This window comes from Streptomyces sp. NPDC030838, from assembly GCF_055572035.1.
This window is the reverse complement of the sequence record NZ_JBVIED010000005.1, coordinates 328,028-352,973: the sequence shown is the minus strand read 5'-3', so window position 1 is coordinate 352,973 and position 24,946 is coordinate 328,028. Positions and strand designations below refer to the sequence as shown.

At 69.6% G+C, this 24,946-nt stretch carries 31 protein-coding genes, 1 tRNA gene and 1 riboswitch; of the genes, 20 read left to right on the top strand and 12 right to left on the bottom strand.

Translation table 11 applies throughout. The features are described 5' to 3' along the window. Positions 1 to 61: 61 nt before the first annotated feature. Positions 62 to 391, top strand: coding sequence for a hypothetical protein (locus ACZ42A_RS17120; protein WP_468528004.1), 330 nt, complete (start codon positions 62 to 64; stop codon positions 389 to 391). 24 nt (positions 392 to 415) lie between these two features. Here ACZ42A_RS17120 and ACZ42A_RS17115 read toward each other — a convergent pair whose 3' ends face one another. Next, positions 416 to 1,003: an isochorismatase family protein gene (locus ACZ42A_RS17115; protein ID WP_468528003.1), complete on the bottom strand. Its 588-nt coding sequence runs from the start codon at positions 1,001 to 1,003 to the stop codon at positions 416 to 418. A gap of 115 nt (positions 1,004 to 1,118) precedes the next feature. Further along, positions 1,119 to 2,465 (bottom strand): nicotinate phosphoribosyltransferase, encoded by a 1,347-nt coding sequence (locus ACZ42A_RS17110; protein WP_468528002.1) that lies wholly within the window; start codon positions 2,463 to 2,465, stop codon positions 1,119 to 1,121. Between the two features lie 8 nt (positions 2,466 to 2,473). Here ACZ42A_RS17110 and clpS point away from each other — a divergent pair, with 8 nt between their 5' ends. From clpS to ACZ42A_RS17075, 7 genes are all read left to right on the top strand, one after another. Next, positions 2,474 to 2,839, top strand: coding sequence for an ATP-dependent Clp protease adapter ClpS (gene clpS / locus ACZ42A_RS17105; RefSeq protein ID WP_468528001.1), 366 nt, complete (start codon positions 2,474 to 2,476; stop codon positions 2,837 to 2,839). 25 nt (positions 2,840 to 2,864) lie between these two features. Then, on the top strand, positions 2,865 to 3,467 hold the full coding sequence (locus tag ACZ42A_RS17100) for a DUF2017 domain-containing protein (protein ID WP_468528000.1): 603 nt from the start codon (positions 2,865 to 2,867) through the stop codon (positions 3,465 to 3,467). A 352-nt stretch (positions 3,468 to 3,819) separates the two neighbouring features. Further along, the gene (locus ACZ42A_RS17095; protein WP_468527999.1) at positions 3,820 to 5,244 is read left to right on the top strand and encodes an amino acid permease; all 1,425 of its coding nucleotides are present in this window, start codon (positions 3,820 to 3,822) and stop codon (positions 5,242 to 5,244) included. Positions 5,245 to 5,388: 144 nt separating this feature from the next. After that, positions 5,389 to 5,811, top strand: a complete 423-nt coding sequence (locus ACZ42A_RS17090; RefSeq protein ID WP_468527998.1) for a M67 family metallopeptidase — start codon at positions 5,389 to 5,391, stop codon at positions 5,809 to 5,811. Between the two features lie 91 nt (positions 5,812 to 5,902). After that, a complete protein-coding gene (locus tag ACZ42A_RS17085; protein WP_312023458.1) occupies positions 5,903 to 5,998 on the top strand; it encodes a putative leader peptide in 96 nt (31 codons plus the stop codon). Positions 5,999 to 6,086: 88 nt separating this feature from the next. Next, complete coding sequence (locus ACZ42A_RS17080) at positions 6,087 to 6,365, top strand: MoaD/ThiS family protein (protein WP_468527997.1); 279 nt, start codon at positions 6,087 to 6,089, stop codon at positions 6,363 to 6,365. Between the two features lie 6 nt (positions 6,366 to 6,371). Further along, a complete protein-coding gene (locus ACZ42A_RS17075; RefSeq protein ID WP_468527996.1) occupies positions 6,372 to 7,322 on the top strand; it encodes a PLP-dependent cysteine synthase family protein in 951 nt (316 codons plus the stop codon). 6 nt (positions 7,323 to 7,328) lie between these two features. On the opposite strand, the gene ACZ42A_RS17070 is transcribed toward ACZ42A_RS17075, so the two are convergent. Further along, positions 7,329 to 7,760: a type II toxin-antitoxin system PemK/MazF family toxin gene (locus tag ACZ42A_RS17070; protein WP_468527995.1), complete on the bottom strand. Its 432-nt coding sequence runs from the start codon at positions 7,758 to 7,760 to the stop codon at positions 7,329 to 7,331. A 205-nt stretch (positions 7,761 to 7,965) separates the two neighbouring features. Between ACZ42A_RS17070 and ACZ42A_RS17065 the strand changes: the two genes are divergently transcribed. Next, positions 7,966 to 8,718: an MBL fold metallo-hydrolase gene (locus ACZ42A_RS17065; RefSeq protein WP_468527994.1), complete on the top strand. Its 753-nt coding sequence runs from the start codon at positions 7,966 to 7,968 to the stop codon at positions 8,716 to 8,718. A gap of 66 nt (positions 8,719 to 8,784) precedes the next feature. On the opposite strand, the gene ACZ42A_RS17060 is transcribed toward ACZ42A_RS17065, so the two are convergent. Further along, a complete protein-coding gene (locus ACZ42A_RS17060; RefSeq protein ID WP_468527993.1) occupies positions 8,785 to 10,035 on the bottom strand; it encodes a PTS transporter subunit EIIC in 1,251 nt (416 codons plus the stop codon). A gap of 144 nt (positions 10,036 to 10,179) precedes the next feature. Further along, positions 10,180 to 11,478: a PTS transporter subunit EIIC gene (locus ACZ42A_RS17055; RefSeq protein ID WP_468527992.1), complete on the bottom strand. Its 1,299-nt coding sequence runs from the start codon at positions 11,476 to 11,478 to the stop codon at positions 10,180 to 10,182. A gap of 187 nt (positions 11,479 to 11,665) precedes the next feature. Between ACZ42A_RS17055 and ACZ42A_RS17050 the strand changes: the two genes are divergently transcribed. From ACZ42A_RS17050 to rdgB, 4 genes are all read left to right on the top strand, one after another. Further along, positions 11,666 to 11,899 (top strand): PTS sugar transporter subunit IIB, encoded by a 234-nt coding sequence (locus tag ACZ42A_RS17050; RefSeq protein WP_468527991.1) that lies wholly within the window; start codon positions 11,666 to 11,668, stop codon positions 11,897 to 11,899. An 86-nt stretch (positions 11,900 to 11,985) separates the two neighbouring features. Continuing rightward, positions 11,986 to 12,723, top strand: coding sequence for a ribonuclease PH (gene rph, locus ACZ42A_RS17045; RefSeq protein WP_468527990.1), 738 nt, complete (start codon positions 11,986 to 11,988; stop codon positions 12,721 to 12,723). Positions 12,724 to 12,865: 142 nt separating this feature from the next. Next, complete coding sequence (locus ACZ42A_RS17040; protein WP_468527989.1) at positions 12,866 to 13,267, top strand: hypothetical protein; 402 nt, start codon at positions 12,866 to 12,868, stop codon at positions 13,265 to 13,267. A 43-nt stretch (positions 13,268 to 13,310) separates the two neighbouring features. Beyond that, positions 13,311 to 13,916 (top strand): RdgB/HAM1 family non-canonical purine NTP pyrophosphatase, encoded by a 606-nt coding sequence (gene rdgB / locus ACZ42A_RS17035; protein WP_468527988.1) that lies wholly within the window; start codon positions 13,311 to 13,313, stop codon positions 13,914 to 13,916. A 23-nt stretch (positions 13,917 to 13,939) separates the two neighbouring features. Here the strand turns inward: rdgB and ACZ42A_RS17030 are convergent. The 5 genes from ACZ42A_RS17030 to bcp all read right to left on the bottom strand — a co-directional run bounded on the left by ACZ42A_RS17030 (position 13,940) and on the right by bcp (position 16,073). After that, a tRNA-Leu gene (locus ACZ42A_RS17030) sits at positions 13,940 to 14,015 on the bottom strand. Between the two features lie 12 nt (positions 14,016 to 14,027). Beyond that, positions 14,028 to 14,165: an HNH endonuclease gene (locus tag ACZ42A_RS17025; RefSeq protein ID WP_468527987.1), complete on the bottom strand. Its 138-nt coding sequence runs from the start codon at positions 14,163 to 14,165 to the stop codon at positions 14,028 to 14,030. A 15-nt stretch (positions 14,166 to 14,180) separates the two neighbouring features. Beyond that, positions 14,181 to 14,876, bottom strand: coding sequence for an HNH endonuclease signature motif containing protein (locus tag ACZ42A_RS17020; protein WP_468527986.1), 696 nt, complete (start codon positions 14,874 to 14,876; stop codon positions 14,181 to 14,183). Between the two features lie 89 nt (positions 14,877 to 14,965). Next, positions 14,966 to 15,496, bottom strand: coding sequence for an HNH endonuclease (locus tag ACZ42A_RS17015; RefSeq protein WP_468527985.1), 531 nt, complete (start codon positions 15,494 to 15,496; stop codon positions 14,966 to 14,968). 109 nt (positions 15,497 to 15,605) lie between these two features. Further along, positions 15,606 to 16,073, bottom strand: a complete 468-nt coding sequence (gene bcp / locus ACZ42A_RS17010) for a thioredoxin-dependent thiol peroxidase (RefSeq protein ID WP_468527984.1) — start codon at positions 16,071 to 16,073, stop codon at positions 15,606 to 15,608. Positions 16,074 to 16,167: 94 nt separating this feature from the next. Between bcp and ACZ42A_RS17005 the strand changes: the two genes are divergently transcribed. The 3 genes from ACZ42A_RS17005 to ACZ42A_RS16995 all read left to right on the top strand — a co-directional run bounded on the left by ACZ42A_RS17005 (position 16,168) and on the right by ACZ42A_RS16995 (position 17,357). After that, positions 16,168 to 16,497, top strand: coding sequence for a DUF3618 domain-containing protein (locus ACZ42A_RS17005; protein ID WP_468527983.1), 330 nt, complete (start codon positions 16,168 to 16,170; stop codon positions 16,495 to 16,497). A gap of 78 nt (positions 16,498 to 16,575) precedes the next feature. Next, positions 16,576 to 16,878, top strand: a complete 303-nt coding sequence (locus ACZ42A_RS17000) for a GroES family chaperonin (RefSeq protein ID WP_373296984.1) — start codon at positions 16,576 to 16,578, stop codon at positions 16,876 to 16,878. Between the two features lie 61 nt (positions 16,879 to 16,939). Then, positions 16,940 to 17,002: riboswitch (guanidine-III (ykkC-III) riboswitch) on the top strand. A gap of 34 nt (positions 17,003 to 17,036) precedes the next feature. Next, the gene (locus ACZ42A_RS16995; RefSeq protein ID WP_468527982.1) at positions 17,037 to 17,357 is read left to right on the top strand and encodes a DMT family transporter; all 321 of its coding nucleotides are present in this window, start codon (positions 17,037 to 17,039) and stop codon (positions 17,355 to 17,357) included. Between the two features lie 14 nt (positions 17,358 to 17,371). On the opposite strand, the gene ACZ42A_RS16990 is transcribed toward ACZ42A_RS16995, so the two are convergent. After that, the gene (locus ACZ42A_RS16990; protein WP_468527981.1) at positions 17,372 to 19,777 is read right to left on the bottom strand and encodes a transglycosylase domain-containing protein; all 2,406 of its coding nucleotides are present in this window, start codon (positions 19,775 to 19,777) and stop codon (positions 17,372 to 17,374) included. Between the two features lie 202 nt (positions 19,778 to 19,979). Here ACZ42A_RS16990 and ACZ42A_RS16985 point away from each other — a divergent pair, with 202 nt between their 5' ends. The 4 genes from ACZ42A_RS16985 to ACZ42A_RS16970 are packed head-to-tail and all read left to right on the top strand — an operon-like array spanning position 19,980 to position 23,321. Then, the gene (locus ACZ42A_RS16985) at positions 19,980 to 20,780 is read left to right on the top strand and encodes an ABC transporter permease (RefSeq protein ID WP_468527980.1); all 801 of its coding nucleotides are present in this window, start codon (positions 19,980 to 19,982) and stop codon (positions 20,778 to 20,780) included. Then, positions 20,773 to 21,633 (top strand): ABC transporter permease, encoded by an 861-nt coding sequence (locus ACZ42A_RS16980; RefSeq protein WP_468527979.1) that lies wholly within the window; start codon positions 20,773 to 20,775, stop codon positions 21,631 to 21,633. Before ACZ42A_RS16985 ends, ACZ42A_RS16980 begins: the two co-directional genes overlap by 8 nt. Positions 21,634 to 21,639: 6 nt before the next feature. Next, on the top strand, positions 21,640 to 22,608 hold the full coding sequence (locus ACZ42A_RS16975; RefSeq protein WP_468527978.1) for an ABC transporter ATP-binding protein: 969 nt from the start codon (positions 21,640 to 21,642) through the stop codon (positions 22,606 to 22,608). Between the two features lie 32 nt (positions 22,609 to 22,640). Then, positions 22,641 to 23,321, top strand: coding sequence for a DUF1707 SHOCT-like domain-containing protein (locus ACZ42A_RS16970; RefSeq protein WP_468527977.1), 681 nt, complete (start codon positions 22,641 to 22,643; stop codon positions 23,319 to 23,321). 134 nt (positions 23,322 to 23,455) lie between these two features. Here the strand turns inward: ACZ42A_RS16970 and ACZ42A_RS16965 are convergent, their stop codons facing one another. Continuing rightward, complete coding sequence (locus ACZ42A_RS16965) at positions 23,456 to 24,787, bottom strand: SGNH/GDSL hydrolase family protein (RefSeq protein WP_468527976.1); 1,332 nt, start codon at positions 24,785 to 24,787, stop codon at positions 23,456 to 23,458. Positions 24,788 to 24,946 lie beyond the last annotated feature (159 nt).

Genomic DNA, 24,946 nt, shown 5'->3' with positions numbered 1-24,946 from the left:
CGTGTTCAGATGCGTCCTGTGGTTCTCTTATTGACACCGGCTGACACGGGGATGTGACTGCATGGCCGCAGGAGGTTTCTGCAAGCTGCCGAACGGCACGGTGGTGGTGGCGCTGAACCTGCCCAGCCCCGCCGCCCAGAGCCCCGGTAGCGTCCGGGTCCTCGTCCACGCCCAGAACCGGGCGCGCGCCCTGACCAGGCTGCGCAACCTGGGCCTGCGCGCGGTCTACCTGCGGGGCAACGCGGCCCCGCCGACCCCGGACGAGATCACCGCCGTCCTGCACCACCCCGACGGCCTGATATGGCGTACGGCCCCTGACAACGGTGTCGTGATCACGGAGCTGTGGCGCCCGATCCGGTCGCTGCTGCGGCAGCCCGCGGCACAGACCTGACGCCGGCCGCCGCGCGACGGCGGGCTACTGGACGACCGGCTTCCCGGTCAGCTCCACGCCCGCCTCGCGCAGCTCCTCCAGCGCCCGCTCGGTGGTCTCCTGGGCCACCCCGGCGGTCAGGTCGAGGAGCACGTGCGTACGGAAGCCCTCCCGCGCCGCGTCCAGCGCGGTCGCCCGCACACAGTGGTCGGTCGCGATGCCGACCACGTCGACCTCGTCGATCTCCCGGGCCCGCAGCCACTCGGCGAGCGGCACCCCGTTCTCGTCGACGCCCTCGAACCCGCTGTACGCCGCCGCGTACGCGCCCTTGTCGAAGACGGCGTCGATCGCCCCGGAGGCGACGGCGGGCGCGAAGTTCGGATGGAAGCCGACGCCCTCGGTGCCCGCCACACAGTGCGCGGGCCAGGAGTGGACGAAGTCGGGGTCGTCCGCGAAATGGCCGCCGGGCGCGATGTGATGGTCGCGGGTGGCCACCACATGCCGGTATCCGGCGGGGGCCTGCCCGATCAGCTCGGTGATCGCGGCGGCCACATCGGCGCCTCCGGCCACCGGGAGGCTGCCCCCCTCGCAGAAGTCGTTCTGCACGTCGACGACGATCAAGGCGCGGCGCATGGTCGGTGTCCTTCGGCTATGGAGTCTCGGAGGTCCACAGGATGAACTTCCGAGCCTAGAGACTTCGGTCGCGGTGCGGGAGGGGGCATCGGGGGGCGTACGGAGCGGCCTTCGATCAGCTGCCCTTCTCGCCGTGCAGGTATTCCGTCGGAATGACGGGTTCCCCACGGGAGAGCTGGGTAGCGGACAGCGGCAGATTGGCTCGTGCGGAGGCATGGCGCCGGCGCGGGACGTCCAGCGGCTCCCGTGCGACCACCTGTCCGCCCTTGACCAGCTCCACCAGCAGCTGCCGGCCGGCCAGCGCGTCCGGGACCGGTCCGGTACCGACCACCTCGGCCTCGGCGACGCCCTGCTCGTCCAGCCGCCGCGCGGCCCACTTGCGGCCGCCGATGGAGGTCTTGCCGCCGGTGGACTTCTTCGCCACCGGCACCAGCGGCGCCGCCGGGTCGGCGGAGTCGGCGCGGGCGACGAGCTTGTAGACCATCGAGCAGGTCGGGTGCCCGGACCCGGTGACCAGCTGGGTGCCGACGCCGTACGCGTCGACCGGCGCCGCCGCGAGCGAGGCGATGGCGTACTCGTCGAGGTCCGAGGTCACGATGATCCTGGTGTTCGTGGCGCCCAGCTCGTCCAGCTGCTGCCGCACCCGGTGCGCGACCAGCAGCAGGTCGCCGGAGTCGATGCGTACGGCGCCCAGCTCGGGACCGGCGATCTCCACCGCCGTACGGACGGCCTCGGCGACGTCGTAGGTGTCCACCAGCAGGGTCGTGCCGCGGCCCATGGAGTTCACCTGGGCCTGGAAGGCGTCGCGCTCGCGGTCGTGCAGCAGGGTGAAGGCGTGCGCGGAGGTGCCGACGGTCGGGATGCCGTAGCGGAAGCCGGCCGCCAGGTCGGAGGTGGAGGCGAAGCCGCCGACGTACGCGGCGCGGGCGGCGGCGACGGCGGACAGCTCGTGGGTGCGCCGGGCGCCCATCTCGATCAGCGGGCGGTCACCGGCCGCGGAGGACATCCGGGAGGCCGCCGCGGCGATCGCCGAGTCGTGGTTGAGGATGGAGAGGATCACCGTCTCCAGCAGCACGCACTCGCCGAAGCTGCCCTCGACCCGCAGGATCGGCGAGCCCGGGAAGTACACCTCGCCCTCGGGGTAGCCCCAGATGTCCCCGCTGAAGCGGTAGCCGGCGAGCCAGTCCAGGGTCTCCTCGCCGACGATGCCGCGCTCGCGCAGAAAGCCGAGGACGCCCTCGTCGAAGCGGAAGTTCTCGACGGCGTCCAGCACCCGTCCGGTGCCCGCGACCACGCCGTACCGGCGCCCTTCCGGCAGCCGCCGGGTGAAGACCTCGAACACGCTCCGCCGCCCGGCGGTGCCCGCCTGCAGGGCGGCCTGGAGCATCGTCAGCTCGTACTGGTCCGTGAAGAGCGCCGTCGAGGGAACCTCCACCGGCAGCCCAAGGTCCGCTGTGTTCATGGCAACCGATGCTACTCCCATTTCGTCAGTGTGACGATTTCTGGTGCCCGTGGCAGCATGGTCGTGTGACGTCAGCCGCTCCCATCGAGATCGAACGCACCGAATCGTCGGAAGAGGTCTCCGCTGTTCCCGAGCCGGACGTCCCCTGGGTCACGATCGTCCACAACGACCCGGTCAATCTGATGAGCTATGTGACGTATGTCTTCCAGACGTACTTCGGCTACTCCAAGGACAAGGCCACCAAGCTCATGCTCGACGTCCACCACAAGGGCCGGGCGGTCGTCTCCAGCGGGAGCCGCGAGGAGATGGAACGCGACGTGCAGGCCATGCACGGCTACGGTCTGTGGGCCACCCTCCAGCAGGACCGCAAGTAGCCGGTCGGAAGCAGCGAATCCCTCCATGCCAGGAACCTTCGAACCGCTCCCCGGCGGCGGCGCGGCCGTCGCCCTCGACGACGTCGAGATCTCCATCATCCGCTCGCTGGCCGTCCAGCTGCTCGAGCTCATCGGGCCCGGTCCCGCCGAGGACGCCCCCGCCGACCCGCTCGCCGAACTGTTCGCCGAGGGCCCGAGCGAGCCGCCCGCCGACCCGGTGCTGCAACGCCTCTTCCCGGACGCCTACAGCGACCCGGAGGGCACCCTCGACCCCAAGGCCGCCGAGGAGCAGAAGGCGTACTCCGCCGAGTTCCGCCGCTACACCGAGAACGACCTCAGGGCCGGCAAGCGGGAGAACGCCCTCGCGGTCATCCGCTCCCTGGACGCGCTGACGTCCGCCGGTGACGGCGGGGCGGTGCTGCAGCTGTCCCCCGATCAGTCCCGGCAGTGGCTCGGCGCCCTCAACGATCTGCGCCTCGCCATCGGCTCCCGGCTGGAGATCACCGACGAGGACGACACCGATCTGCTCTACCGGCTGCCGGACGAGGACCCGCGCAAGCCGATGGTCATGGCCTATCTGTGGCTGGGCGGGCTCCAGGAGACCCTGGTCTCGACGCTGATGCCCTGATTGATCCGGTTTGGGTGTCATGAGTGTCCGCTCAGCGGACGCTCAAATCCGGATAACGATCCTGTCACCTCAGCGGCGGCTTATGCCCCGCTGAGGTGTCCTTTGTCCACTTCTTCCTATGGCGTGCGCCACATGCCACCTGGGCGATCATTGTTGCGGCCGTGATAAATCTTCACGACCGCCCGGCGAACACCACCCATGTCCCGCCGGGTGCGCCACCGAGCCGACAACCGTCGGCCAGGCAGGAGCGGCCCCGGGGAGGGACCGCTCAGCTCCATCAATCCGGGGGGATCGTGACCCGATCCGAGGCCGACGAGAGGCCCGGGTCGGTATGGAGAAAGGCGCACCACACATGACCTCTGTGCAGGTCGACAAGGAGAACACCTCCGAAGAGGGGTACGAGCGCGGGCTCGGCAGCCGACAGGTCCAGATGATCGCCATCGGCGGTGCCATCGGCGTCGGCCTCTTCCTGGGTGCCGGGGCGAACATCGCCAAGGCCGGCCCCAGCCTGATCTTCATGTACGCCCTCGCGGGCGTCATCATCTTCTTCATCATGCGGGCGCTCGGCGAGCTGCTGCTCTACCGGCCCGTCTCCGGCTCCTTCGCGGAGTACTCCCGCGAGTTCCTCGGCCCGTTCTTCGGCTACTTCACCGGCTGGACGTACTGGCTGATGTGGGTCGTCACCGGCATGGCCGAGCTGACGGCCGCCGCGATCTACGTCAACTACTGGTTCCCGGAGATCCCGCGGTGGGTCACGGCGCTGGTCTTCCTGGTGATCCTGTTCGGGGTCAACCTGATCTCCGTCAAGCTCTTCGGCGAGCTGGAGTTCTGGTTCTCGATGGTCAAGGTCACGGCCCTGATCGGCATGATCGTGATCGGTCTCGGCGTGCTCACCTTCGGCTTCAGCGCCGCCGGTGACACCGCCGCCGTCTCCAACCTGTGGGCCTTCGACGGCTTCTTCCCCAAGGGCATCGGCTCGTCCCTGATGACCCTGCAGGGCGTCATGTTCGCCTACCTCGCGGTCGAGCTGGTCGGTGTCGCGGCCGGTGAGTCGGAGAACCCGGAGAAGACCCTCCCCAAGGCGATCAACACCCTGCCCTGGCGCATCGCGCTGTTCTACGTCGGTGCCCTCACCGTCATCCTGTGCGTGGTGAAGTGGACCGAGTTCGCGGCGGGCGTCAGCCCGTTCGTGAAGGCCTTCGCGGTGATCGGCATCCCGGCCGCCGCCGGCATCGTCAACTTCGTCGTGCTGACCGCCGCGCTGTCCTCCTGCAACTCCGGCATGTACTCCACGGGCCGCATGCTGCGGAACCTGGCCGAGAGCGGCGAAGCGCCCAAGGCCTTCCAGAAGCTGTCCTCGACCAAGACGCCCGCCCTCGGCATCTTCGTCTCCGTGGTCTTCATGGGCATCGGCGTGATCCTGAACTACATCGTCCCGGAGAAGGCCTTCGGCTACGTCGTCTCCGTCGCCACCGGCGCCGGCATCTGGACCTGGCTCATGATCCTCATCAGCCACGTCCTGTACCGCCGCGCGGTCGACGCCGGCCGGCTGCCCGCCTCCTCCTTCCCGGCGCCGGGCGGCGCGGTGTGCTCGTACATCGCCATCGCGTTCCTGCTCTTCGTCACGGCGCTGATCGCGATCGACGCCGACTCCCGGGTCAGCCTCTACGTCATGGCGGTCTGGGCCGCCGCCCTGGCCATCGGCTGGTTCGTGCTCAAGGCACGCAACCCGCAGGTCGCCGAGCGCCGCGAGCCGCAGCTCGACAAGGTCGGCTGACCTCCCAGGCGTTCGCCTCGCGGACGTCCAGCCGCCGGGGACACTCGTGGCGTCCCCGGTGGCTGCCGCTCAGGACGTCCGGCATGTGGGCCGTTCCGTACCAACCCTCGGTACGGAACGGCCCTTCTGCTTATCCTGACGGACATGCTGACCATCACCCAGGCCCTCGTCGACCAGATCGTCGCCCACGCGCGCAAGGACCACCCCGACGAGGCGTGCGGCGTCGTGGCGGGCCCGGCGGGCTCGGACCGCCCCGAGCGCTTCATCCCCATGCTGAACGCGGCCATGTCGCCCACCTTCTACGAGTTCGACTCGGGCGACCTGCTCAAGCTCTACCGCGAGATGGACGACCGCGACGAGGAGCCGGTGGTCATCTACCACTCCCACACCGCGACCGAGGCCTACCCGTCCCGCACCGACATCTCCTACGCCAACGAGCCGGGCGCCCACTACGTCCTGGTCTCCACCGCCGACACCGACGGCATGGGCGAGTTCCAGTTCCGCTCGTTCCGGATCGTGGAGGGCGAGGTCACGGAGGAAGAGGTCAAGGTCGTAGAGGCGTACTGATCTCAGGTCTGATCTCAGAATTCGGCCGATATTCGTCCGGCATATGGGATCACACTCCGGGAGCCGGTCCGGGAATCGATACGATGAGCCCATGGTTCTGTACGACGTGAGCGAGAAGGCGCCGAGCATCCTGCTCGTGGCGCGGCTGCACGTCGATCTGTGCAGGCTGAACAGCGCCATCTGTTGACACACCCTGCCGCCGTACGGCCGTGCGCCGCGGCGCGCCACTGCGCGCCCACACACCCGACGACACCTTCCGACAGGAGCCCTGAGCCATGGCCATCGAGGTCCGCATCCCCACCATCCTCCGCCAGTACACCGACGGCCAGAAGGCGGTGGAGGGCAGCGGTGACACCCTCGCCGAGCTGTTCGCCGACCTCGAGACCCGGCATGCGGGCATCCACGCCCGGATCGTGGACGGTGACCAGCTGCGCCGGTTCGTCAACGTCTACCTGAACGACGAGGACGTCCGCTTCCTGGACGGCATCAACACCAAGCTCGCCGACGGCGACAACGTCACGATCCTGCCGGCCGTGGCCGGCGGTATGGCCTGATCACCGATGCGCTACGACTCCCCGCTGGCCGCGGTGGGCAACACCCCCCTGGTGCGCCTGCCGCGGCTGTCGCTGTCCGCCGACGTCCGGATCTGGGCCAAGCTGGAGGACCGCAACCCCACCGGCTCGGTCAAGGACCGCCCCGCCCTGCACATGATCGAGCAGGCGGAGAAGGACGGCCGGCTGACCCCGGGCTGCACCATCCTGGAGCCCACCTCCGGCAACACCGGCATCTCCCTCGCCATGGCGGCCAAGCTCAAGGGCTACCGCATGGTGTGCGTGATGCCGGAGAACACCTCCCAGGAGCGCCGGGACCTGCTCGGCATGTGGGGCGCCGAGATCATCTCGTCGCCCGCCGCGGGCGGCTCCAACACCGCCGTACGCGTCGCCAAGGAACTGGCCGCCGAGCACCCCGACTGGGTGATGCTCTACCAGTACGGCAACCCGGACAACGCGGGCGCGCACTACGCGACGACGGGCCCGGAGATCCTCGCGGACCTCCCCTCGATCACCCACTTCGTCGCGGGCCTGGGCACCACGGGCACGCTCATGGGCGTCGGCCGCTACCTGCGCGAGCACAAGCCGGACGTCAAGATCGTCGCGGCGGAACCGCGCTACGACGACCTCGTCTACGGCCTGCGCAACCTCGACGAGGGCTTTGTCCCCGAGCTGTACGACGCCTCCGTCCTGACCACCCGCTTCTCGGTCGGCTCCGCCGACGCGGTCACCCGCACCCGGGAACTCCTCCAGCAGGAGGGCATCTTCGCCGGCGTCTCCACCGGCGCGGCCCTGCACGCCGCGATCGGCGTCGGCAAGAAGGCGCTGAAGGCGGGCGAGAGCGCGGACATCGTGTTCATCGTGGCCGACGGCGGCTGGAAGTACCTGTCGACGGGCGTCTACACGGCGGCGACGACGGAGGAAGCGATCGAAACCTTGCAGGGCCAACTCTGGGCGTAGGGGCGGCTAGGCCAGGTGACGGACCTGGTCCCACAAGACCGGGTCCACCACCCCCACCCGGCGACGAAAGTCGCACACCGGCACCTCACGAAGCTCGTCCGTCTCCAGGAAGCTCGCCCGCCCCCGGGTATCGCCGACGGCACCGGGCGGCAGCGGGATCACCCCGGCGCGCTCGTCCCGGTACTTGCTGGTGATCTTCGCGACGGTCGCCCGCCGTCCCCGCACCGACAACACCAGACAGGGCCGGTCCTTCATACCGGGCCCGTCCTCGAAGGGCACGTCGGCCCACCAGATCTCCGCCGGCTGCGGCCGGACACCGTCCCGGCCCGGCGGCCGTACCCGGAGGCCGGGGCGCCGCCGGCCCCAGCCGTCCACGAGCGCGGCGACGAGCGCGAGCAGTACCACCGCCGCGAGCGCCAGCCACCAGGACGTGTCCATACCGACGACGTTACCGGCGCACGTTCCAGACCGCGCGCCCTCCACAGCGCCGTGCGAGCCCCGCGTCCAGCCGAACCGGTGACAACACAGGTGAGTTCGCCCACAACGGCGACTGCCGGAGGAGCGACCGGAGGTTTTGCGCCTTACGCTCGACGGACCGCACGACCCCCGTTTCTCACCACCCGCCAGCGGAGGTTTCTGCTTCATGAAGCTCACCGTCGTCGGCTGCTCGGGGTCGTTCCCGTCCGCGGAATCGGCCTGCTCGAGCTACCTCGTCGAGGCCGACGGCTTCCGGCTGCTTCTCGACATGGGCAATGGCGCCCTGGGCGAGTTGCAGCGCCACTGCGGTCTCTACGACCTCGACGCGATCTTCCTCAGCCATCTGCACGCCGACCACTGCATCGACATGTGCGCGTACTTCGTGGCGCGCTACTACCGGCACGACGGCGGACGCTGCGACCCGCTCCCCGTCTACGGCCCCGAGGGCACGGAACACCGGCTGACCGTCGCGTACGCCGACACCCCGTCCGCCTCCTCGATGAGCGAGGTCTTCGACTTCCACACGGTCAAGCCGTCGACGTTCGAGATCGGCCCGTTCACCGTGCACACCGAGCGGGTGGCCCACCCGGTGGAGGCGTACGGCATCCGCATCGAGCACGGCGGCCGCTCCCTCACCTACTCGGGCGACACCGGCGTGACCCCGGCCCTGGACGAACTCGCCCGCGACACGGACCTGTTCCTGTGCGAGGCCGCCTTCACGCACGGCAAGGAGAACATCCCCGACCTTCACCTCAACGGCCGCGAGGCAGGCGAAACCGCGGCCCGCGCAGGCGCCCGCCGCCTGGTCCTCACCCACATCCCCCCGTGGACCGACCCCCAGGTCAACCTGACCGACGCACGGGCGGTGTACGACGGGCCGGTGGAACTGGCGGTGCCCAGGAGGTCGTACGAGATCTAGCACCCGCATACGCGAAGGGCCCCGGAACCTTGTCGGTTCCGGGGCCTTCAGGTGTTCAGGCGGGACTCACGCCTTCGTGAGGTCCTCGACCTCCTCCTCGGGCTCGCGGCCCGGCGTGGTGAGGTTGAACTTGATGATCGCGAAGCGGAAGGTCACGTAGTAGATCGCGGCGAAGACCAAGCCGATCGGAATGATCATCCATGGCTTGGTGGCCAGGTTCCAGTTGAGGAAGTAGTCGATCGCGCCGGCCGAGAAGCTGAAGCCGTGGTGCACGCCCAGCGCCCAGGTGACGGCCATGGAGATGGCGGTCAGGGCCGCGTGGATGACGTACAGCACCGGAGCGATGAACATGAACGCGAACTCGATCGGCTCGGTGATGCCGGTGACGAACGAGGTCAGTGCGAGGGAGACCATCATGCCGCCGACAGCCTTGCGGCGCTCGGGGCGGGCACAGTGCGTGATGGCGAGGGCGGCGGCCGGCAGGGCGAACATCATGATCGGGAAGAAGCCCGTCATGAACTGACCGGCGGTCGGGTCGCCGTGGAAGAAGCGCGGCAGGTCACCGTGCCAGACGGCGCCGGTGGAGTCCGTGAAGGAGCCGATCTCCTGCCAGGCCACCGTGTTGACGAACTGGTGCATGCCCACGGGGAGAAGCGCCCGGTTGATCGCGCCGAAGACGCCCGCGCCGGCCGCGCCGAGCCCGGTCATCCACTCGCCGAAGTCGGTGATGACGCCGCCGATGGGCTCCCACACCAGGCCGAAGACGACACCGACGGCGGTGCCGATGAAGGCCATCAGGATGGGCACGAGCCGGCGGCCGTTGAAGAAGCCCAGCCAGTCGGGGAGCTTGGTGCGGTGGAACCGCTGCCAGACGACCGCGGCTATCAGGCCCATGATGATGCCGCCGAAGACCTTCGGGTCGTTGTAGGTGGCGGCGATGTCCGCACCCTTGGTGACCTTCGCCTCGGTGATCGGGAACGCGGTCAGCACGTTCTTGTAGACGAGGAAGCCCACCAGCGCGGCCAGAGCGGTGGAGCCGTCGGCCTTCTTGGCGAATCCGATGGCGATGCCGACGCAGAACAGCAGGGGCAGGTTCGCGAAGACGGCGTCGCCGGCCGTGGCGAACACGTCCGCCACCTTGCCCCAGCCCAGGCCGTCCTTGCCGAAGACGTCCGGCTGGCCGAGTCGCAGCAGGATGCCCGCTGCCGGCAGAACGGCGATCGGGAGCTGAAGACTGCGGCCGACCTTCTGAAGGCCCTGGAAAAGGCCGGATCCCCACTTCTTCGTGGGGGCCGCCGTTGAGGTGGCGGTGCTCATAGACTTCCTCCATCGGGTGGTGGTCTACACCACTCAGTGGTGTAGACCTGTTGTAGCACGATGAAGGACGGATAAGGAACCCGTGATTCCTGCTACGGGTCCGCTACCCCCAGTGCCGGTGACCAGGCCTTTGCGGCGCGTGGTTCAGACCTTTGTGACGTCCTCGACTTCCTCCTCCGGCTCCCGCCCCGGAGTCTTCAGATCGAATTTCGTGATCGCGAAACGGAAGATCGCGTAATAGACGACGGCGAAAACCAGGCCGATCGGAATGATCAGCCAGGGTTTCGTCGCGAGATTCCAGTTGATGATGTAGTCGATCAGGCCCGCGGAGAAGCTGAAGCCGTCCTTGACGCCCAGCCCCCAGGTCACCGCCATCGAGACACCGGTGAGCAGCGCGTGGATCGCGTACAGGACCGGCGCGATGAACAGGAACGAGTACTCGATGGGCTCGGTGATGCCGGTCACGAAGGACGTCAGCGCCACCGAGAGCATCAGACCGGAGACCTCCTTGCGGCGACCGGGCTTCGCGCAGTGCGCGATCGCCAGGGCCGCGGCCGGCAGGGCGAACATCATGATCGGGAAGAAGCCGGAGGTGAACTGCCCGGCGGTCGGGTCGCCCTCCAGGAACATGGTGATGTCGCCGTGCACCACCTTGCCCTCGGGTGTCGTGTACGTGCCGAACTGGAACCAGATCGGCACGTTGAGGAACTGGTGCAGGCCGACCACCAGCAGCGCCCGGTTGGCCACGCCGAAGACACCCGCGCCCCAGGCGCCCAGGGCCTCCAGCCAGTCGCTGAAACTCTCCAGCCCCCGGCCGATCGGCGGCCAGATCCACAGGCACAGCGCGGCGAACACGATCGCCACGAACGCCATGATGATCGGCACCAGCCGGCGCCCGTTGAAGAAGCCCAGCCAGTCGACCAGCCTGGTGCGGTGGTACCGCTGCCAGAAGAACGCCGACAGCAGGCCCATGATGATGCCGCCGAACACGCCGGGGTTCTGGTACTCGGCCGGTGTCGGGGGATCGCCGGCCGTGGTCGCGCACACACCGCTCAGCGGGCCCGCGCTGACGAAGGTGCCGGTCGCGCAGTCCATCGGGAACTGGCGCAGGACGAAGTAGTAGACGAGGAAACCCGCCACCGCCGCCAGTGCCGTCGAGCCGTCCGCCTTCTTCGCCATGCCGATGGCCACGCCGATGCAGAACAGCAACGGCAGCCCGAGCGAGGGGTCCAGCAGGGCGCCGCCCGCACCGTCCATCACCTTGGCCGCAACGGTCCAGCCGAGCCCCTCGTCGCCGAACACATCCGGCCGTCCCAGCCGCTTGAGGATGCCCGCGGCCGGCAGCACGGCGATCGGAAGCTGGAGGCTGCGGCCCATCTTCTGCAGGCCCTGGAACAGGGAATTCCAGCGGGCGCGGGCAGGACTGACGGCGTCGGCACTCATGAATGTCCTTCCGAGCGGTTTGGCGACCGTCTGTCAGGTGGTGTAGACCAGTCATGGACGATTGTGTTGCCGTGACGTCATCCTGCGGTCGAGGTGGCCTGAACGCTCGCGAAGCTGGGCCGACTGTGGGTTACTACGGCACAGCGGACGAATCGGCGCACATCCTGTCGGATCAGGGAGAAAGAACATGGCCAGCAAGGCTGAGAAGATCGTTGCCGGGCTCGGCGGCATCGACAACATCGAGGAGATCGAGGGCTGCATCACCCGGCTCCGGGTCGAGGTCGGCGACAGCTCGCTGGTCGACGAGACGGCCCTCAAGGGCGCCGGCGCCCACGGTGTCGTCAAGATGGGCACCGCCATCCAGGTCGTCATCGGCACCGACGCCGACCCGATCGCCGCGGAGATCGAAGACATGATGTGAGCCGAGGCTCACGGTCTGAGGGGCCCTCCGGGGCCCCTTTCGCATGCGGGGGAAGGGCGCCTTCCCCATACGACTAGGCTCGACCCATGTCTCGAATCGACGGCCGCACCCCCGAACAGCTCCGCCCGGTCACCATCGAGCGCGGCTGGAGCAAGCACGCCGAGGGCTCCGTCCTCGTCTCCTTCGGCGACACCAAGGTGCTCTGCACCGCCTCCTTCACCGAGGGCGTCCCGCGCTGGCGCAAGGGCAGCGGCGAGGGCTGGGTCACCGCGGAGTACGCGATGCTGCCCCGCTCCACCAACACCCGCGGTGACCGGGAGTCCGTCAAGGGCAAGATCGGCGGCCGTACGCACGAGATCTCCCGCCTCATCGGCCGCTCCCTGCGCGCCGTCATCGACTACAAGGCGCTCGGCGAGAACACCATCGTCCTCGACTGCGACGTCCTCCAGGCCGACGGCGGCACCCGCACCGCGGCCATCACCGGCGCGTACGTGGCACTCGCGGACGCCGTCGCCTGGGCCCGCGGCAAGAAGCTGATCAGGCCGGCCCGGCAGCCGCTGACGGGCACCGTCTCCGCCGTCTCGGTCGGCATCGTCGCCGGCGTCCCGCTGCTCGACCTCTGCTACGAGGAGGACGTGCGCGCCGAGACCGACATGAACGTCGTCTGCACCGGCGACGGACGCTTCGTCGAGGTCCAGGGCACCGCGGAGGCGGAGCCCTTCGCCCGCGACGAGCTGAACGCGCTGCTGGATCTCGCGGTCGCCGGCTGCACCGAACTGGCGGCGGCGCAGCGCGCGGCGCTTGATACGGTCGCCGAAAAGTAAAGGGCACACCAAATCCGGTGCTCGGCGTGGGCAACCGCGCCGGGCGCCACCGCGTCTTGAGCAGTACGGGCGCACGGATTCAACCCCGTGCGCCCGGCCAGTCCGGGGCCCCGTGGGCCTGCGCCAGGGAGGGAACGAAAAAATGGCCGTGAGCCGTCGCCGTCGTAGCCGTACCGCCATCGCCGCCACCGTGGCTGCCGTCGGACTGACGCTCGGGCTGACCACCGGCTGCGAGGCCGTGAGCAAGGCGATGGACTGCGTCCAGACCGCCGACGCCATCGCCGACAGCGTCACCGATCTCCAGCAGGCCGTCGACAACGCGGCCAACGACCCGACCCAGATCGACGAATCCCTCGACTCGATCGAGAAGAACCTGGGCGAGATCGGCGACAAGACCGACAACGCCGACGTCAACAAGGCCGTCGACGACCTCCAGAAGGCCGTGGACAACGTCCGCACCTCCGTCGACAACGGCGACGCGACCCCCGACATCACCCCGATCACGGACGCGGCCGGCGAACTGACGAAGGTCTGCACCCCGTAAGGCGACCACGGCGGGTCATGGCGCCTCGGTGATACTGAACGCCATGACCCGCTTGATCCTCGCCACCCGCAACGCCGGAAAGATCACCGAACTGAAGGCGATCCTCGCCGACGCCGGACTGCCCCACGAACTCGTCGGCGCGGACGCCTACCCCGACGTCCCCGACGTCAAGGAAACGGGCGTGACGTTCGCCGAGAACGCGTTGCTGAAGGCCCACGCCCTCGCCCAAGCCACCGGCCTCCCGGCGGTCGCCGACGACTCCGGCCTCTGCGTGGACGTCCTGAACGGCGCGCCGGGCATCTTCTCCGCCCGCTGGTCCGGCCGCCACGGCGACGACAAGGCGAACCTGGACCTCCTCCTCGCCCAGCTCGCCGACATCCCCGACAACCACCGCGGCGCCCACTTCGCCTGCGCGGCGGCCCTCGCCCTCCCCGACGGCACGGAACGCGTCGTGGAAGGCCAACTCCGCGGCACCCTCCGCCACACCCCCGCCGGCACCGGCGGCTTCGGCTACGACCCGATCCTCCAGCCCGAGGGCGAGACCCGCACCTGCGCGGAACTGACTCCGGAGGAGAAGAACGCGATCAGCCACCGGGGGAAGGCGTTCCGGGCACTCGTACCGGTGGTCCGGGAGCTGCTCGGGGCCTGAGTCAGCCGAAGGGGGGCGTTGGGTGGGCCCGGTGGGACTCGAACCCACGACACACCGGACCTAAACCGGCGCCCTCTAGGCCAGCTGGGGTACGGGCCCAACGCCGCTACTTTACTGGTCGCGCGGGGCCTTCATGCGACGTGGTCGGGAGTAGGTCCGCGTCTGGCTGTGACAGGACGGGCACAAGTACCTCAGGTTCTCCCGCCGGTTGTCGAGTCGATCGCCGTTGACGTGGTCGATCTCCAGCACGAGCCGTTTTCCCTGTCAGGTGTCACCGAGGCCGCACTCGGCGCAGACGTGCGGTACACGGAGGTCGTCGAGGGCGCGTCGCAGGAGGGTGGTCTTCGTCCTGGGCGACCCCGTCGGCATCCGCCGAAGGATGTCGTCGGCGGATTGGCGACGGGGCGAGGCGACTCCTCTGCGATGGCCCTGGCCGGTGAAGTGGGCAGTGGAGATGCGATGTTTCTCCAGGCTCTGCTTCACCCGTCGGCGGTTGCCGCCGTTGTCCGACAGACCGAGCGCGCCGAGGATTCCGGCCAGGCTGCGGGAACCGGCCGCGGCGGCCTTGAGCGGCTCTGCCGCGATGAGCCGTGTGCTCTGTCCCCGGCCCGCGGTGAAGTGGCTGATGTCGATCTCCCAGTGAGCGAGCTTTTTCCGGAGGTGGCCGTAAAGGCTGTCGCCGGGCGGCACGCCCAAGTGGTCGAACATCTCGCGCATGCTGGTCGAGCGGGCCGCCGCCTCCGTGAGCGTCTCGCGCGTGTACGAAGTCCGCTTCCGGGCGGGTAGAGGCTCGTGGACGAAGTGCGAGGTCTCGATCCCGTAGTGCTCGATCCGTTTGCGTACATAGCGAAGCGTCTGGCTGCCCAAGGGTGCGTTCAGACGGCGCAGCAGGTCGACGAGGCTGGTGGAAACAGCCGCCGCGGCGGCCAGGGTCTCCTGGGGGAAGCGCGCCCGGCTCATGGCCGCCTCCGCTTGCGTCCGCGGTAGGTGTCTGTGACCGCATGGCAGTTGGGGCACAGCAGACGCAGATTCTCCGGCCGGTTGTCCCATCACTCCCCGTTGACGTGATCGACCTCCAGGGTGAGGGGCCTGCCGTTCCACTCAGGGCCGGTGCCGCACGTGGCGCAGCACTCGTCACGCCCGATCCGCAGCAGCTCCCGGCGCAGTCGTTCTCCGGAGATCCTTCCAGCGTCGGGGGTGCCCAGGGAGAGGCGGGCGCCGCGCGAGCCGCCGCTTGGGAGAGCCCGGACCGGCGCGAAGTGCGATGTGTCGATGCCGAGCGCCGCGACCCTGCGTGCGATGTGGGCCTGGTTGCCGCCGACCTGGTTGAGGCCCAGGTGGCGTACGACGTCCCGCATGCTGTTCGAAGCGGCCACCGCAGCGCGCAGGCGCTCTTCGGTGTGGCGTACATGGTTCGTCGCGAGGTGGGCGATGTCGATGCAGGCCTCGGCCATCTTCCGGCGCAGGTATCTGCGTGTACCGGGTGTCGGACGCCCTCCGCACCACCGGACCGCGTCGTCGATGTGTCGCGTCTCGCGGGCCGCCTCTTCGAGCAGCTCGCGGGTGTACCTGGCGCCCATTGCCCCCTCCGGCTGGATCAAGCGTTCCCCTCTCGCACGGATCAACGATCCGGTCGGAGGGTGGTCACGCCCGTGCAGACGCAGGGCCGGAGGGGGTGAGTCGGGGCTGTCAGATCCCCAGATCCTTGATGATCTTTGCCACGTGGCCGGTGGCCTTCACGTTGTACAGGGCCCGTTCGACCTTGCCCTCCTCGTCGATGACGACCGTGGAGCGGATGACGCCGACGACCGTCTTGCCGTAGAGCTTCTTCTCGCCGTAGGCGCCGTAGGACTCCAGGACCTGCTTGTCGGGGTCGGCGAGGAGGGTGACCCGCAGGGATTCCTTGTCGCGGAACTTGGCGAGCTTCTCGGGCTTGTCGGGGGAGACGCCGATCACGTCGTAGCCCGCGCCGGCCAGCAGCTCCAGGTTGTCGGTGAAGTCGCAGGCCTGCTTGGTGCAGCCGGGGGTGAGGGCGGCGGGGTAGAAGTAGACGATGACCTTGCGGCCCTTGTGGTCCGACAGGGAGACCTCACGGCCGTCGGCGTCGGGGAGGGTGAAGGCGGGGGCGGTGTCCCCGGGCTGAAGTCGCTCGCTCATCCGGCTAGCGTAACCGGGGGTGCTGACAGTGCGGTGAGCCGCTGAGCTGACAGACTGTCCGGAACAGACGAACGCAGACTTCGGAGGCCGTACGGTGGCGGACACGTCGGACACCAGAACCCCGGCGCAGATCGAGGCGGACATCAAGCGCCGCCGCGAGGCGCTGGCCGAGACGCTCGACGAGATCGGGGTGCGCGTGCATCCGAAGACCATCGTCGGGGATGCCAAGGCCAAGGTCGTCAGCAATATCGATCACACTCTTGGGCGGGCGTATGTGCAGGTCAATCGTGTTGTGACGGACGTCAGGGCGTCGTTCGTGGACGAGGACGGGGCACCGCGGATGGAGCGGGTCCTGCCCGTCGCGCTCGTCGCCGCCGCCGTCGTCGGGGTGCTCGTGCTCGGGACCCGGCGGCGCAAGGGCTGAGGCCGGACAGGTAGGTTCGAAGGCGTGAGCGCCAAGAGAGACGACCAGAACACCCCACACGACAAGCTGCCCATCCGGATGCTGCACGACCGCGTGCTCGTACGGCAGGACACCAGCGAGGGCGAGCGGCGTTCCGGCGGCGGCATCCTGATCCCCGCCACGGCGGCCGTGGGCCGTCGGCTGGCCTGGGCGGAGGTCGTCGCGGTGGGGCAGAACGTACGGACCGTGGAGCCGGGAGACCGGGTGCTCTACGACCCCGAGGACCGCGCCGAGGTCGAGGTGCGCGGTGTGCCGTACGTGCTGATGCGGGAGCGGGATCTGCACGCCGTGGCCGCGGACCGCTTCGAGGGGTCGGAGGACTCCACCGGGCTGTATCTGTAGAACCGCGGTTGTGATGTGAGGGGTCGGTGACCATCGTCACCGGCCCCTTTCTCCTTCCCTTTGCTAGCTTGGAAAGGCACCCGACGAGACGCGCCGTACCGGGTCAAGGCAAAGACGACGCACCCCGTTCAGCGACACACGTCTCTCGGAGGTGCCTCATGGCCTGGGTTCTGCTGATCATCGCCGGTCTGCTGGAGGTCGGCTGGTCGATCGGGATGAAGTTCACCGACGGGTTCACCCGGCTCGTCCCCAGCCTGTTCACCGGCGCCGGCATCGTCGCCAGCATGCTGCTGCTGTCCTACGCGGCCCGCACGCTGCCCATCGGTACCGCCTACGGCGTCTGGGTCGGCATCGGCGCGGCCGGGTCGGCGGTGCTCGGCATGGTGGTGCTGGGGGAGCCGGCGACCGCGGCCCGGATCTTCTTCGTCTCTCTGCTGCTGGTCGCGGTGGTGGGGCTCAAGGCCACGTCCGGCCACTGAGCCCCACCGGCCGTTCACTGCCTGCGGGTTGTTCCGCCGGTGGTCCCGGTCGTCGTCCCCGTCGTGCCGCCGGTGCCGCCGTCCGTCGTCCCGCCGGTGGTGCCGCCGTCCGTGGTGCCGCCGGTGGTCGTGTCGCCCGTGGTGCCGCCGCCGGTGGTCGTGCCGCCGTCCGTGGTCGTTCCGCCGTCGCCGGTGCTGCCGCCGTCGGTCGGGGTGCCGCCGGTCGTCGTGTCGCCCGTGGCGCCGCCCTCCGTGGTGCCGCCGTCCGTCGTGCCGCCCTGCGTCTGGCCCTCGGTCCGGCCCTCGTCCTCGTCGCCGCTCTCGCTGGGGCTGGCGCCGTCGGTCGGTTCGTCGGTGTCGGGGGCCTCGGTGGTCGGCGGGACGCTGGGGTACACCCAGTCCTCGGCGCCGTCCTGGAGCTCCAGGTTGAACTCGGTGGCCGGGGTGCCCTTCAGGGCGTCCTTGGTGAACTGGGCCCAGATGTCGGCGGGCGGGCCGCCGCCGTTCATGCGGCGCTCGCCCAGCGCGCCGTACAGCGACTTGTGCGCGGCGGTGACCGGGTCCTGGCCCATGACGGCGACGACGGTGGCCAGGTCGGGGGTGTAGCCCGCGAACCAGGCGGCGCGGTCCTCCTCGGCGGTGCCGGTCTTGCCGGCGGCGGGGCGGCCCGCGGCGAGCGCGGCCTGCGCGGTGCCGTTCTCGACGACGCTCTGCAGGATCGAGGTGGTGGTGTCGGCGGCGGCGCGGCTGATCGCCTGGCGGGTCTTGCGCTCGGGGAGCTGGATCTCGACGCCGTCCTTGGTGATCTCCTCGATCATGGTGTACGTGCCGTGCTCGCCGTGGTTGGCGAGGGTGGCGTACGCCTCGGCCATGTCGAGGACGCTGGCCGTGGCCGTGCCGAGCGCGATGGACGGGCCGGGGGACATGTTGGGGGTGTCCTCGGGCAGGCCCAGGTCGATCGCGGTCTGCTTGACCTTGTCGGAGCCGACGTCGACGGCCATCTGCGCGTACACCGAGTTCACGGACTTGTCGGTGGCCTCGCGGACGCTGATGTCGCCGTAGTCGACGTGGTCCTCGTTCTCGGGGGCGTAGTAGCCGCCGGACCAGCCCTGCACGGGGCGCTGGCTGGTGCCGTCGTAGATCGTGTTCGGGGTGATGGGGCGGCCGTCCTGGGTGGTGGAGTCGTTCTCGACGGCCGAGGTGAACACGAAGGGCTTGAAGGTGGAGCCGACCTGGAAGTCGCGGCGGGTGGCGTTCGGCGTGTACTGCTTCACGTAGTCGATGCCGTTGTACATCGCCACGACCTCGCCGGTCTTCGGGTCGACGGCGGCGCCGCCCGCGCGGACGTAGGTGTCGACCTTGTTGTTCTCCTTGTCCAGCTTGTCCATCAGCTGGTCGTTGACCGCCTTCACGAAGGCGTCCTGCTTGGGCTTCTGCAGGGTGGTGGTGATGCGGTAGCCGCCCGCGTCGAGGGACTCCTCGTCGACGATGTCGTTCTCGATCAGGTAGTCCTTGACGATGCGCACGATGTAACCGCGCTGCCCGGACAGACCGGTGGAGACGGTGGTCTCCTTCGGCATCGGGAACTTCATCGCGGCCCGCTCGGAGGCGCTCAGCCAGCCCTCCTTGACCATGCCGTCGAGCACGTACTTCCAGCGGGACTCGGCGAACTTGCGGTTCTCCGGGTGGGCGACGACGTCGTACTGGCTGGGCGCGTTCAGCAGCGCGGCGAGGTAGGCGCCCTGGGCGGCGTCCAGTTCGGTGGCGTCGACGCCGTAGTAGGCCTGCGCGGCGGCCTGGATGCCGTAGGCGTTGCGGCCGAAGTAGCTGGTGTTGAGGTAGCCCTCGAGGATCTCGTCCTTGCTCTTCTCCTGGTCCAGCTTGATCGCGATGAAGAACTCCCTCGCCTTGCGGGTGAGCGTCTGCTCCTGGGCGAGGTAGTAGTTCTTCACGTACTGCTGGGTGATCGTCGAGCCGGACTGCTTGCCCTTGCCGGTCGCGGTGTTCCAGGCGGCGCGCACCATGGCCTTGGGGTCGACCGCGGACTCCGTGTAGAAGTCGCGGTCCTCGGCGGCCAGCACCGCGTGCTGGGCGTCCTTGGAGATCTGCGCGAGGGCGACGTTCTCCCGGTTGACCTCGCCGTCGCGGGCGAGCTGGGTGCCGTCCGCGTAGAGGAAGACGTTGCTCTGCTTGGTGGCGAGGGCGTTGGCCGGCGGGATCTTCACCATCGAGTAGCCGAGGAAGAACAGTCCGGCCAGCAGCAGGACGCCGATCACGAAGGTGCCGAGCACCATCCGCCAGGTGGGGATGATCCGGCGCCAGCCGGTGCGCTTGGGCCGCTTGCCCTTGCCGCCCCCCGGCTCGCCTCCCGGCCCGCCCTCGTTCGGCTGCTGCGCCTGCGGCTGCGGCTCGTCGCTCATGTCGTGCACGGACTCCTGTTTCGCCGCGTACGTTCCCGTACGCCTCGTAGTACGTCTTTGCGCCCCCCGGATGAAGACTCTCGCACCGCGCGTTCCGTTCCCGGATCACCGCACGGGTCCGCCGGAAATTGCGTGGCAGGCCCGGCCTGCCGCCCGCTAGGCTCCTGCGCTTCGTGTCGGCGGGCCTGGGAGGGCGGTTGGTGTGGGTGCGGGACGGTTGTACGCGGCCGTCGCTGCTGGGGGTTTCCGACGGTACGCGACGTATCGGGCGGCCACGGCCGCCGGGGTCTTCGCCAACACCGTCTTCGGGCTGATTCTCGTCTACACCTACCTCGCCCTGTGGGATGAGAGACCGCAGCTGGGCGGGTACGACCAGGCGCAGGCCGTCACCTATGTGTGGCTGGGGCAGGCGCTGCTCGCGGCCGCCGCGATCGGGGGCGGTGGCTTCGAGGACGAGCTGATGGAGCGCATCCGTACGGGTGATGTCGCGATCGACCTGTACCGGCCGGCCGACCTCCAGCTGTGGTGGCTCGCCGCCGACCTGGGCCGGGCCGCCTTCCAGCTGCTGGGGCGCGGGGTGCTGCCGTTCCTGTTCGGGGCGGTGTTCTTCGAGGTCGCGCTGCCGTCGGATCCGCTGACCTGGGCGGCGTTCCTGGTGGCCGTGGTGCTGGGGATCGTGGTCGGCTTCGGGATCCGGTATCTGGTGGCGCTGAGCGCGTTCTGGCTGATCGACGGCACGGGTGTGGTGCAGATGGCGTGGCTCGCCGGGTTCTTCTGCTCGGGGATGCTGCTGCCGCTGAACGTCTTCCCGGGCGAGCTGGGCGAGGCTGTACGGGCCCTGCCCTGGTCCTCCCTCCTCCAGGCGCCCGCGGACGTCCTGCTCGGCAAGGCGGACCCGCTGCCGACGTTCGCCTTCCAGGCGGCGTGGGCGGTGGCGCTGCTGGCGCTCGGGCGGCTGGTGCAGTCGGCGGCGACGCGGCGGGTGGTGGTGCAGGGTGGGTGAGAGCGGGGTGCGGGAGCGGGCCGGGGAGCGCCGCGTGGGCGAGAACCGGCTGGCCGACGGGGTGCGCGCCTACGGGTTGATCACCGCGATGTGGATCCGCTCCACGATGGCGTACCGGGCCTCCTTCGTCATGACCACGTTCGGCAACTTCGCTGCGACCGCGCTGGACTTCGTGGCGATCCTGCTGATGTTCTCCCGGGTCGACGCGCTCGGCGGCTACGCGCTGCCCGAGGTCGCCTTCCTCTACGGCCTGTCCAGCGTCTCCTTCGGCCTGGCCGACCTGGCGATCGGCTCGATGGACAAGCTGGGCCGCCGGGTGCGCGACGGCACCCTGGACACCCTGCTGGTGCGGCCCGCACCGGTGCTCGCCCAGGTCGCCGCCGACCGGTTCGGGCTGCGCCGCCTCGGCCGGGTCACCCAGGGCGCGCTGGTGCTGACGTACGCGCTGTGGACGGTGGACATCGACTGGACCGTGCCGAAGCTGCTGCTGATGCCGGTGATGCTGGTCAGCGGGGCGGGGATCTTCGGCGCGGTGTTCGTGGCGGGCGCGGCGTTCCAGTTCGTGGCGCAGGACGCCTCGGAGGCGCAGAACGCGTTCACGTACGGCGGCACCACGCTGCTCCAGTACCCGCCGACGATCTTCGGCAAGGAGCTGGTGCGCGGGGTGACCTTCGTCCTGCCGCTGGCCTTCGTCAACTGGCTGCCCGCCGCGTACGTGCTGGACCAGCCGTATCCGCTGGGACTGCCGCAGTGGGTGGCGTTCACGCCGCCGCTGGTGGCGGTGGCGTGCGGGGCGCTGGCGGGGGTGGCGTGGCGGGCGGGACTGCGGTCGTATCGGAGCACGGGGAGCTGAGGGTCAATGGACAGTGCGTTCATCGAGGTGGACCGCGTCGAGAAGGTGTTCGACGTACGGAAGAAGACCGGGTTCCTCAGGCGGGAGCGGCGGCAGGTGCGGGCCGTGGACTCGATCTCCTTCACCGTGCCGCGCGGCGAGATGGTCGGGTACATCGGGCCGAACGGCGCGGGCAAGTCGACGACGATCAAGATGCTGACAGGCATCCTCACACCGAGCGGCGGCCGGCTGCGGGTCGCGGGCATCGACCCGTCCCGCGAGCGGTCCCGGCTCGCGCACCGGATCGGGGTGGTGTTCGGGCAGCGTACGACGCTGTGGTGGGACCTGCCGCTGATCGACTCGTACCGGCTGATGCACCGCATGTACCGCATCCCCGAGGCCCGTTACCGGGAGAACCTGGACCGGTGCGTCGAACTCCTGGAGCTGGACGCCCTGTTGGACGTGCCGGTACGACAGCTCTCGCTCGGCCAGCGGATGCGCGGCGACATCGCGGCGGCGCTGCTGCACGACCCCGAGGTGCTGTACCTGGACGAGCCGACAATCGGCCTGGACGTCGTGTCGAAGGCCAAAGTCCGCGAGTTCCTGCGGGAGTTGAATGCCGAGCGGGGCACGACCGTGCTGCTGACCACGCACGACCTCCAGGACATCGAGCAGCTGTGCTCGCGGGTGATGGTCATCGACCACGGAAGGCTGATGTACGACGGTCCGCTCGCCGGGCTGCACGAGGCGGGCGAGAGCGAGCGGACCCTCGTCGTGGACCTGGAGCGGGAACTGCCGCCGATCGACGCGCCGGCGCCCGCGCGGGTGGTGCGGGTGGAAGGGCCCCGGCAGTGGCTCGCCTTCCCGGCCGCGGAGTCGGCGGCGCCGCTGGTGGCGCGGATCGCGGCGGAGTATCCGCTGGTGGACCTGTCGGTGCGGGAACCCGACATCGAGGCCGTCATCGCCCGTATGTACGAGGAGCGCGCGACTGCGTAGTGCGCGGCGCGGGGAGTCCGTAGGCTGCTGGTATGACCGACGATGCTCCGGAGCTGCGCGCCTCCGACGCGGATCGTGAACGAGTCGCCGAGGTCCTGCGGGACGCCCTCGCGGAGGGCCGGCTGGACATGGCGGAGTTCGAGGAACGGCTGGACGCGACGTACAAGGCGCGGACGTACGGGGAACTCGCGCCGATCACCCGGGACCTGCCGGCCGTCTCACCAGGCAAGGAACCCGCGGTCGAGGGGAGTTGGGCACAGCGGATCGTCGGCGGCGAGGGGTCGTCGACGGGGGCCGTCGCGGTGATGTCCGGGTTCCAGCGCAAGGGGCGCTGGACCGTGCCGCGCCGCTTCACCTGCTTCGCCTTCTGGGGCGGCGGGGAGATCGATCTTCGGGAGGCGAACTTCGCGGCGCCCGAGGTGCAGATCAACTGCGTGGCGATCATGGGTGGGGTGGACGTCATCGTGCCGCCCGGGGTCGAGGTCGTGGTGCGCGGCATCGGGATCATGGGCGGGTTCGACCACGGCGAGGAGGGGGTGCCGGGGGATCCCGGCGCCCCTCGGGTGATCGTCTCCGGGTTCGCCTTCTGGGGTGGGGTCGGGGTGGAACGGAAGCTTCCGCGGGGCGAGCGGAGGCGGCTGAAGGGGGAGCGGGGGGCTGCTCGGCGGGATGTGCACGGGCGGGATGTGCATGGGCGGGAGCTGGGGGAGTGAGCGCTCGTTGGTCTGTGCCCGGCGTTGTGGCTGAGGTACCGGAGTTTCGCGGCCCGGCGTGACGGGGTGCCGCCCGCGCCCACCCGTGCCGCCCCAGGCGGCACGCATGCCCGCAGGCTACGTGGCTGTCACTCTCACAGCCGTGCCGGAGCAGCGCCCTTCAAGGTCTCCAGGTCGAACGACTCCGCCATCCGTTCGTAGCCCAGGTCGCTCGGGTGGAGGTGGTCGCCCGAGTCGTAGTCGGGGCGGAGGCGGCGGGGGTCGTAGGGGTCGCGGAGAGCCTCGTCGAAGTCGGCCACCGCGTCGTAGACCGAGCCCGCGCGGATCTCGGCGTTGATCTCCTGGCGTACGGCCTCGCGCTCGTCCGTGTAGCCGCGGTGGCCGTAGAAGGGCATCAGGGTGGCGCCGACGACCTTGATGCCGCGGGCGTGGGCCTGGCGGACCAGGGTGCGCAGGCCGTCGAGGATCTGGTCGGGGTCGGCGAGCTGCTTGTTGCGCAGGATGTCGTTGACGCCCAGGTCGATGACGACGACCTTGACGTTCGTCCGGCCGAGGACGTCGCGGTCGAAGCGGTTGAGGCCGCTGGGGTTGTCCGCGGGGCGGCCCAGGCCGTCGTCGAGGACGCGGTTGCCGCTGATGCCCTGGTTGACGACGCTGTAGCGCGGCACGTCCTGCCGGTTCGCGAGCGCGTCGCGGATCCGCTGGGAAAGGACATCCGTCCAGCGGCGGTTGGCGCCCTCGGTGGAGGTGATGCCGTCGGTGAGGGAGTCGCCGAGGACGACGACGGTGCCGTCGGACTCGTTGCTCAGCACGTCCAGCGCGGTCAGATAGCGCCAGGACTCGACCTCCTCGGTGTACGCGGCCCCGGTGACGTCCTCGGTGACGTCGCCTTCGGCGGCGTAGGAGATCTGCCGGGCGTGCGGGTGGTGGGTGACCGGGCCGGAGGAGGTGGGGGAGTAGGTGGTGACCAGGACGTCGCTGTCGTGCGGGATGCGCAGGGGCACGGCGTCGCTCATGACCTGCCCGCCCGCCGGGACGACCACCGTGGTGTCGCCGTTGAACGTCAGCCGCCGCATCGTCTCCGGCACGGCCGCCGCGCTGTCGTCGGCGGCGGCGAGGGCGATCGAGGCGTGGGTGATCGTCAGCGGGCGCTGGCCGTAGAGATTGGACAGCGTGATGCGGGCACTCGTACCCCCGACGCTCGCGTGGACGACGTTGCGCACCGAGCGGTTGGCCAGCCCCGTGGTCTCGGTGCCGGGCTCGGCCGCCGCCGGGGATGCCGACCAGGAGCCGACCCAGGTGCCGGTGGAGGCGGGTGCGGCGGAGTTGCGCGGGGCGCGGGGCGCGGCGACGGTCTGCCGGGCGGTGCCGTCGTCGGCGGAGACGCCGACGTATATCGCGGTGGACAGGGCCACGATCAGTGCACTGATCGCGGCGAGCAAGGCATAACCGTGACGCCTGGTCATGCGGGTGTGGGTCTCCTCGGGCGCGCGGAGCCCCCGAGGCTCCGATGTGATCACCTCATGATGCGTCATGAGGTGGAGGGAAGTTGAAGCAGGACCCCCCTTTGGGCCATCGGCGTTCGCCCCTGCTCTTCCCCGACCGGACAGACGCCGGGAACTCTC

Excerpts from the sequence above, each read along its gene's own strand:
- ACZ42A_RS17020 (WP_468527986.1), bottom strand. The coding sequence starts at position 14,876 with ATGAGCCGGGCGCGCTTCCCCCAGGAGACCCTGGCCGCCGCGGCGGCT.
- ACZ42A_RS16965 (WP_468527976.1), bottom strand. The coding sequence starts at position 24,787 with ATGACCAGGCGTCACGGTTATGCCTTGCTCGCCGCGATCAGTGCACTG.
- ACZ42A_RS17050 (WP_468527991.1), top strand. The coding sequence starts at position 11,666 with ATGGCCAGCAAGGCTGAGAAGATCGTTGCCGGGCTCGGCGGCATCGAC.
- ACZ42A_RS16990 (WP_468527981.1), bottom strand. The coding sequence starts at position 19,777 with ATGAGCGACGAGCCGCAGCCGCAGGCGCAGCAGCCGAACGAGGGCGGG.
- ACZ42A_RS17070 (WP_468527995.1), bottom strand. The coding sequence starts at position 7,760 with ATGGACACGTCCTGGTGGCTGGCGCTCGCGGCGGTGGTACTGCTCGCG.
- ACZ42A_RS17095 (WP_468527999.1), top strand. The coding sequence starts at position 3,820 with ATGACCTCTGTGCAGGTCGACAAGGAGAACACCTCCGAAGAGGGGTAC.
- ACZ42A_RS17060 (WP_468527993.1), bottom strand. The coding sequence starts at position 10,035 with ATGAGCACCGCCACCTCAACGGCGGCCCCCACGAAGAAGTGGGGATCC.
- ACZ42A_RS17090 (WP_468527998.1), top strand. The coding sequence starts at position 5,389 with ATGCTGACCATCACCCAGGCCCTCGTCGACCAGATCGTCGCCCACGCG.
- ACZ42A_RS17000 (WP_373296984.1), top strand. The coding sequence starts at position 16,576 with ATGCTGCACGACCGCGTGCTCGTACGGCAGGACACCAGCGAGGGCGAG.
- rph (WP_468527990.1), top strand. The coding sequence starts at position 11,986 with ATGTCTCGAATCGACGGCCGCACCCCCGAACAGCTCCGCCCGGTCACC.
- ACZ42A_RS17085 (WP_312023458.1), top strand. The coding sequence starts at position 5,903 with ATGGTTCTGTACGACGTGAGCGAGAAGGCGCCGAGCATCCTGCTCGTG.
- bcp (WP_468527984.1), bottom strand. The coding sequence starts at position 16,073 with ATGAGCGAGCGACTTCAGCCCGGGGACACCGCCCCCGCCTTCACCCTC.
- ACZ42A_RS16975 (WP_468527978.1), top strand. The coding sequence starts at position 21,640 with ATGGACAGTGCGTTCATCGAGGTGGACCGCGTCGAGAAGGTGTTCGAC.
- rdgB (WP_468527988.1), top strand. The coding sequence starts at position 13,311 with ATGACCCGCTTGATCCTCGCCACCCGCAACGCCGGAAAGATCACCGAA.
- ACZ42A_RS16970 (WP_468527977.1), top strand. The coding sequence starts at position 22,641 with ATGACCGACGATGCTCCGGAGCTGCGCGCCTCCGACGCGGATCGTGAA.
- ACZ42A_RS16995 (WP_468527982.1), top strand. The coding sequence starts at position 17,037 with ATGGCCTGGGTTCTGCTGATCATCGCCGGTCTGCTGGAGGTCGGCTGG.
- ACZ42A_RS17100 (WP_468528000.1), top strand. The coding sequence starts at position 2,865 with ATGCCAGGAACCTTCGAACCGCTCCCCGGCGGCGGCGCGGCCGTCGCC.
- ACZ42A_RS17065 (WP_468527994.1), top strand. The coding sequence starts at position 7,966 with ATGAAGCTCACCGTCGTCGGCTGCTCGGGGTCGTTCCCGTCCGCGGAA.
- ACZ42A_RS17015 (WP_468527985.1), bottom strand. The coding sequence starts at position 15,496 with ATGGGCGCCAGGTACACCCGCGAGCTGCTCGAAGAGGCGGCCCGCGAG.
- ACZ42A_RS17120 (WP_468528004.1), top strand. The coding sequence starts at position 62 with ATGGCCGCAGGAGGTTTCTGCAAGCTGCCGAACGGCACGGTGGTGGTG.
- ACZ42A_RS17115 (WP_468528003.1), bottom strand. The coding sequence starts at position 1,003 with ATGCGCCGCGCCTTGATCGTCGTCGACGTGCAGAACGACTTCTGCGAG.
- ACZ42A_RS17075 (WP_468527996.1), top strand. The coding sequence starts at position 6,372 with ATGCGCTACGACTCCCCGCTGGCCGCGGTGGGCAACACCCCCCTGGTG.
- clpS (WP_468528001.1), top strand. The coding sequence starts at position 2,474 with ATGCTACTCCCATTTCGTCAGTGTGACGATTTCTGGTGCCCGTGGCAG.
- ACZ42A_RS17055 (WP_468527992.1), bottom strand. The coding sequence starts at position 11,478 with ATGAGTGCCGACGCCGTCAGTCCTGCCCGCGCCCGCTGGAATTCCCTG.
- ACZ42A_RS17080 (WP_468527997.1), top strand. The coding sequence starts at position 6,087 with ATGGCCATCGAGGTCCGCATCCCCACCATCCTCCGCCAGTACACCGAC.
- ACZ42A_RS17040 (WP_468527989.1), top strand. The coding sequence starts at position 12,866 with ATGGCCGTGAGCCGTCGCCGTCGTAGCCGTACCGCCATCGCCGCCACC.
- ACZ42A_RS17110 (WP_468528002.1), bottom strand. The coding sequence starts at position 2,465 with ATGAACACAGCGGACCTTGGGCTGCCGGTGGAGGTTCCCTCGACGGCG.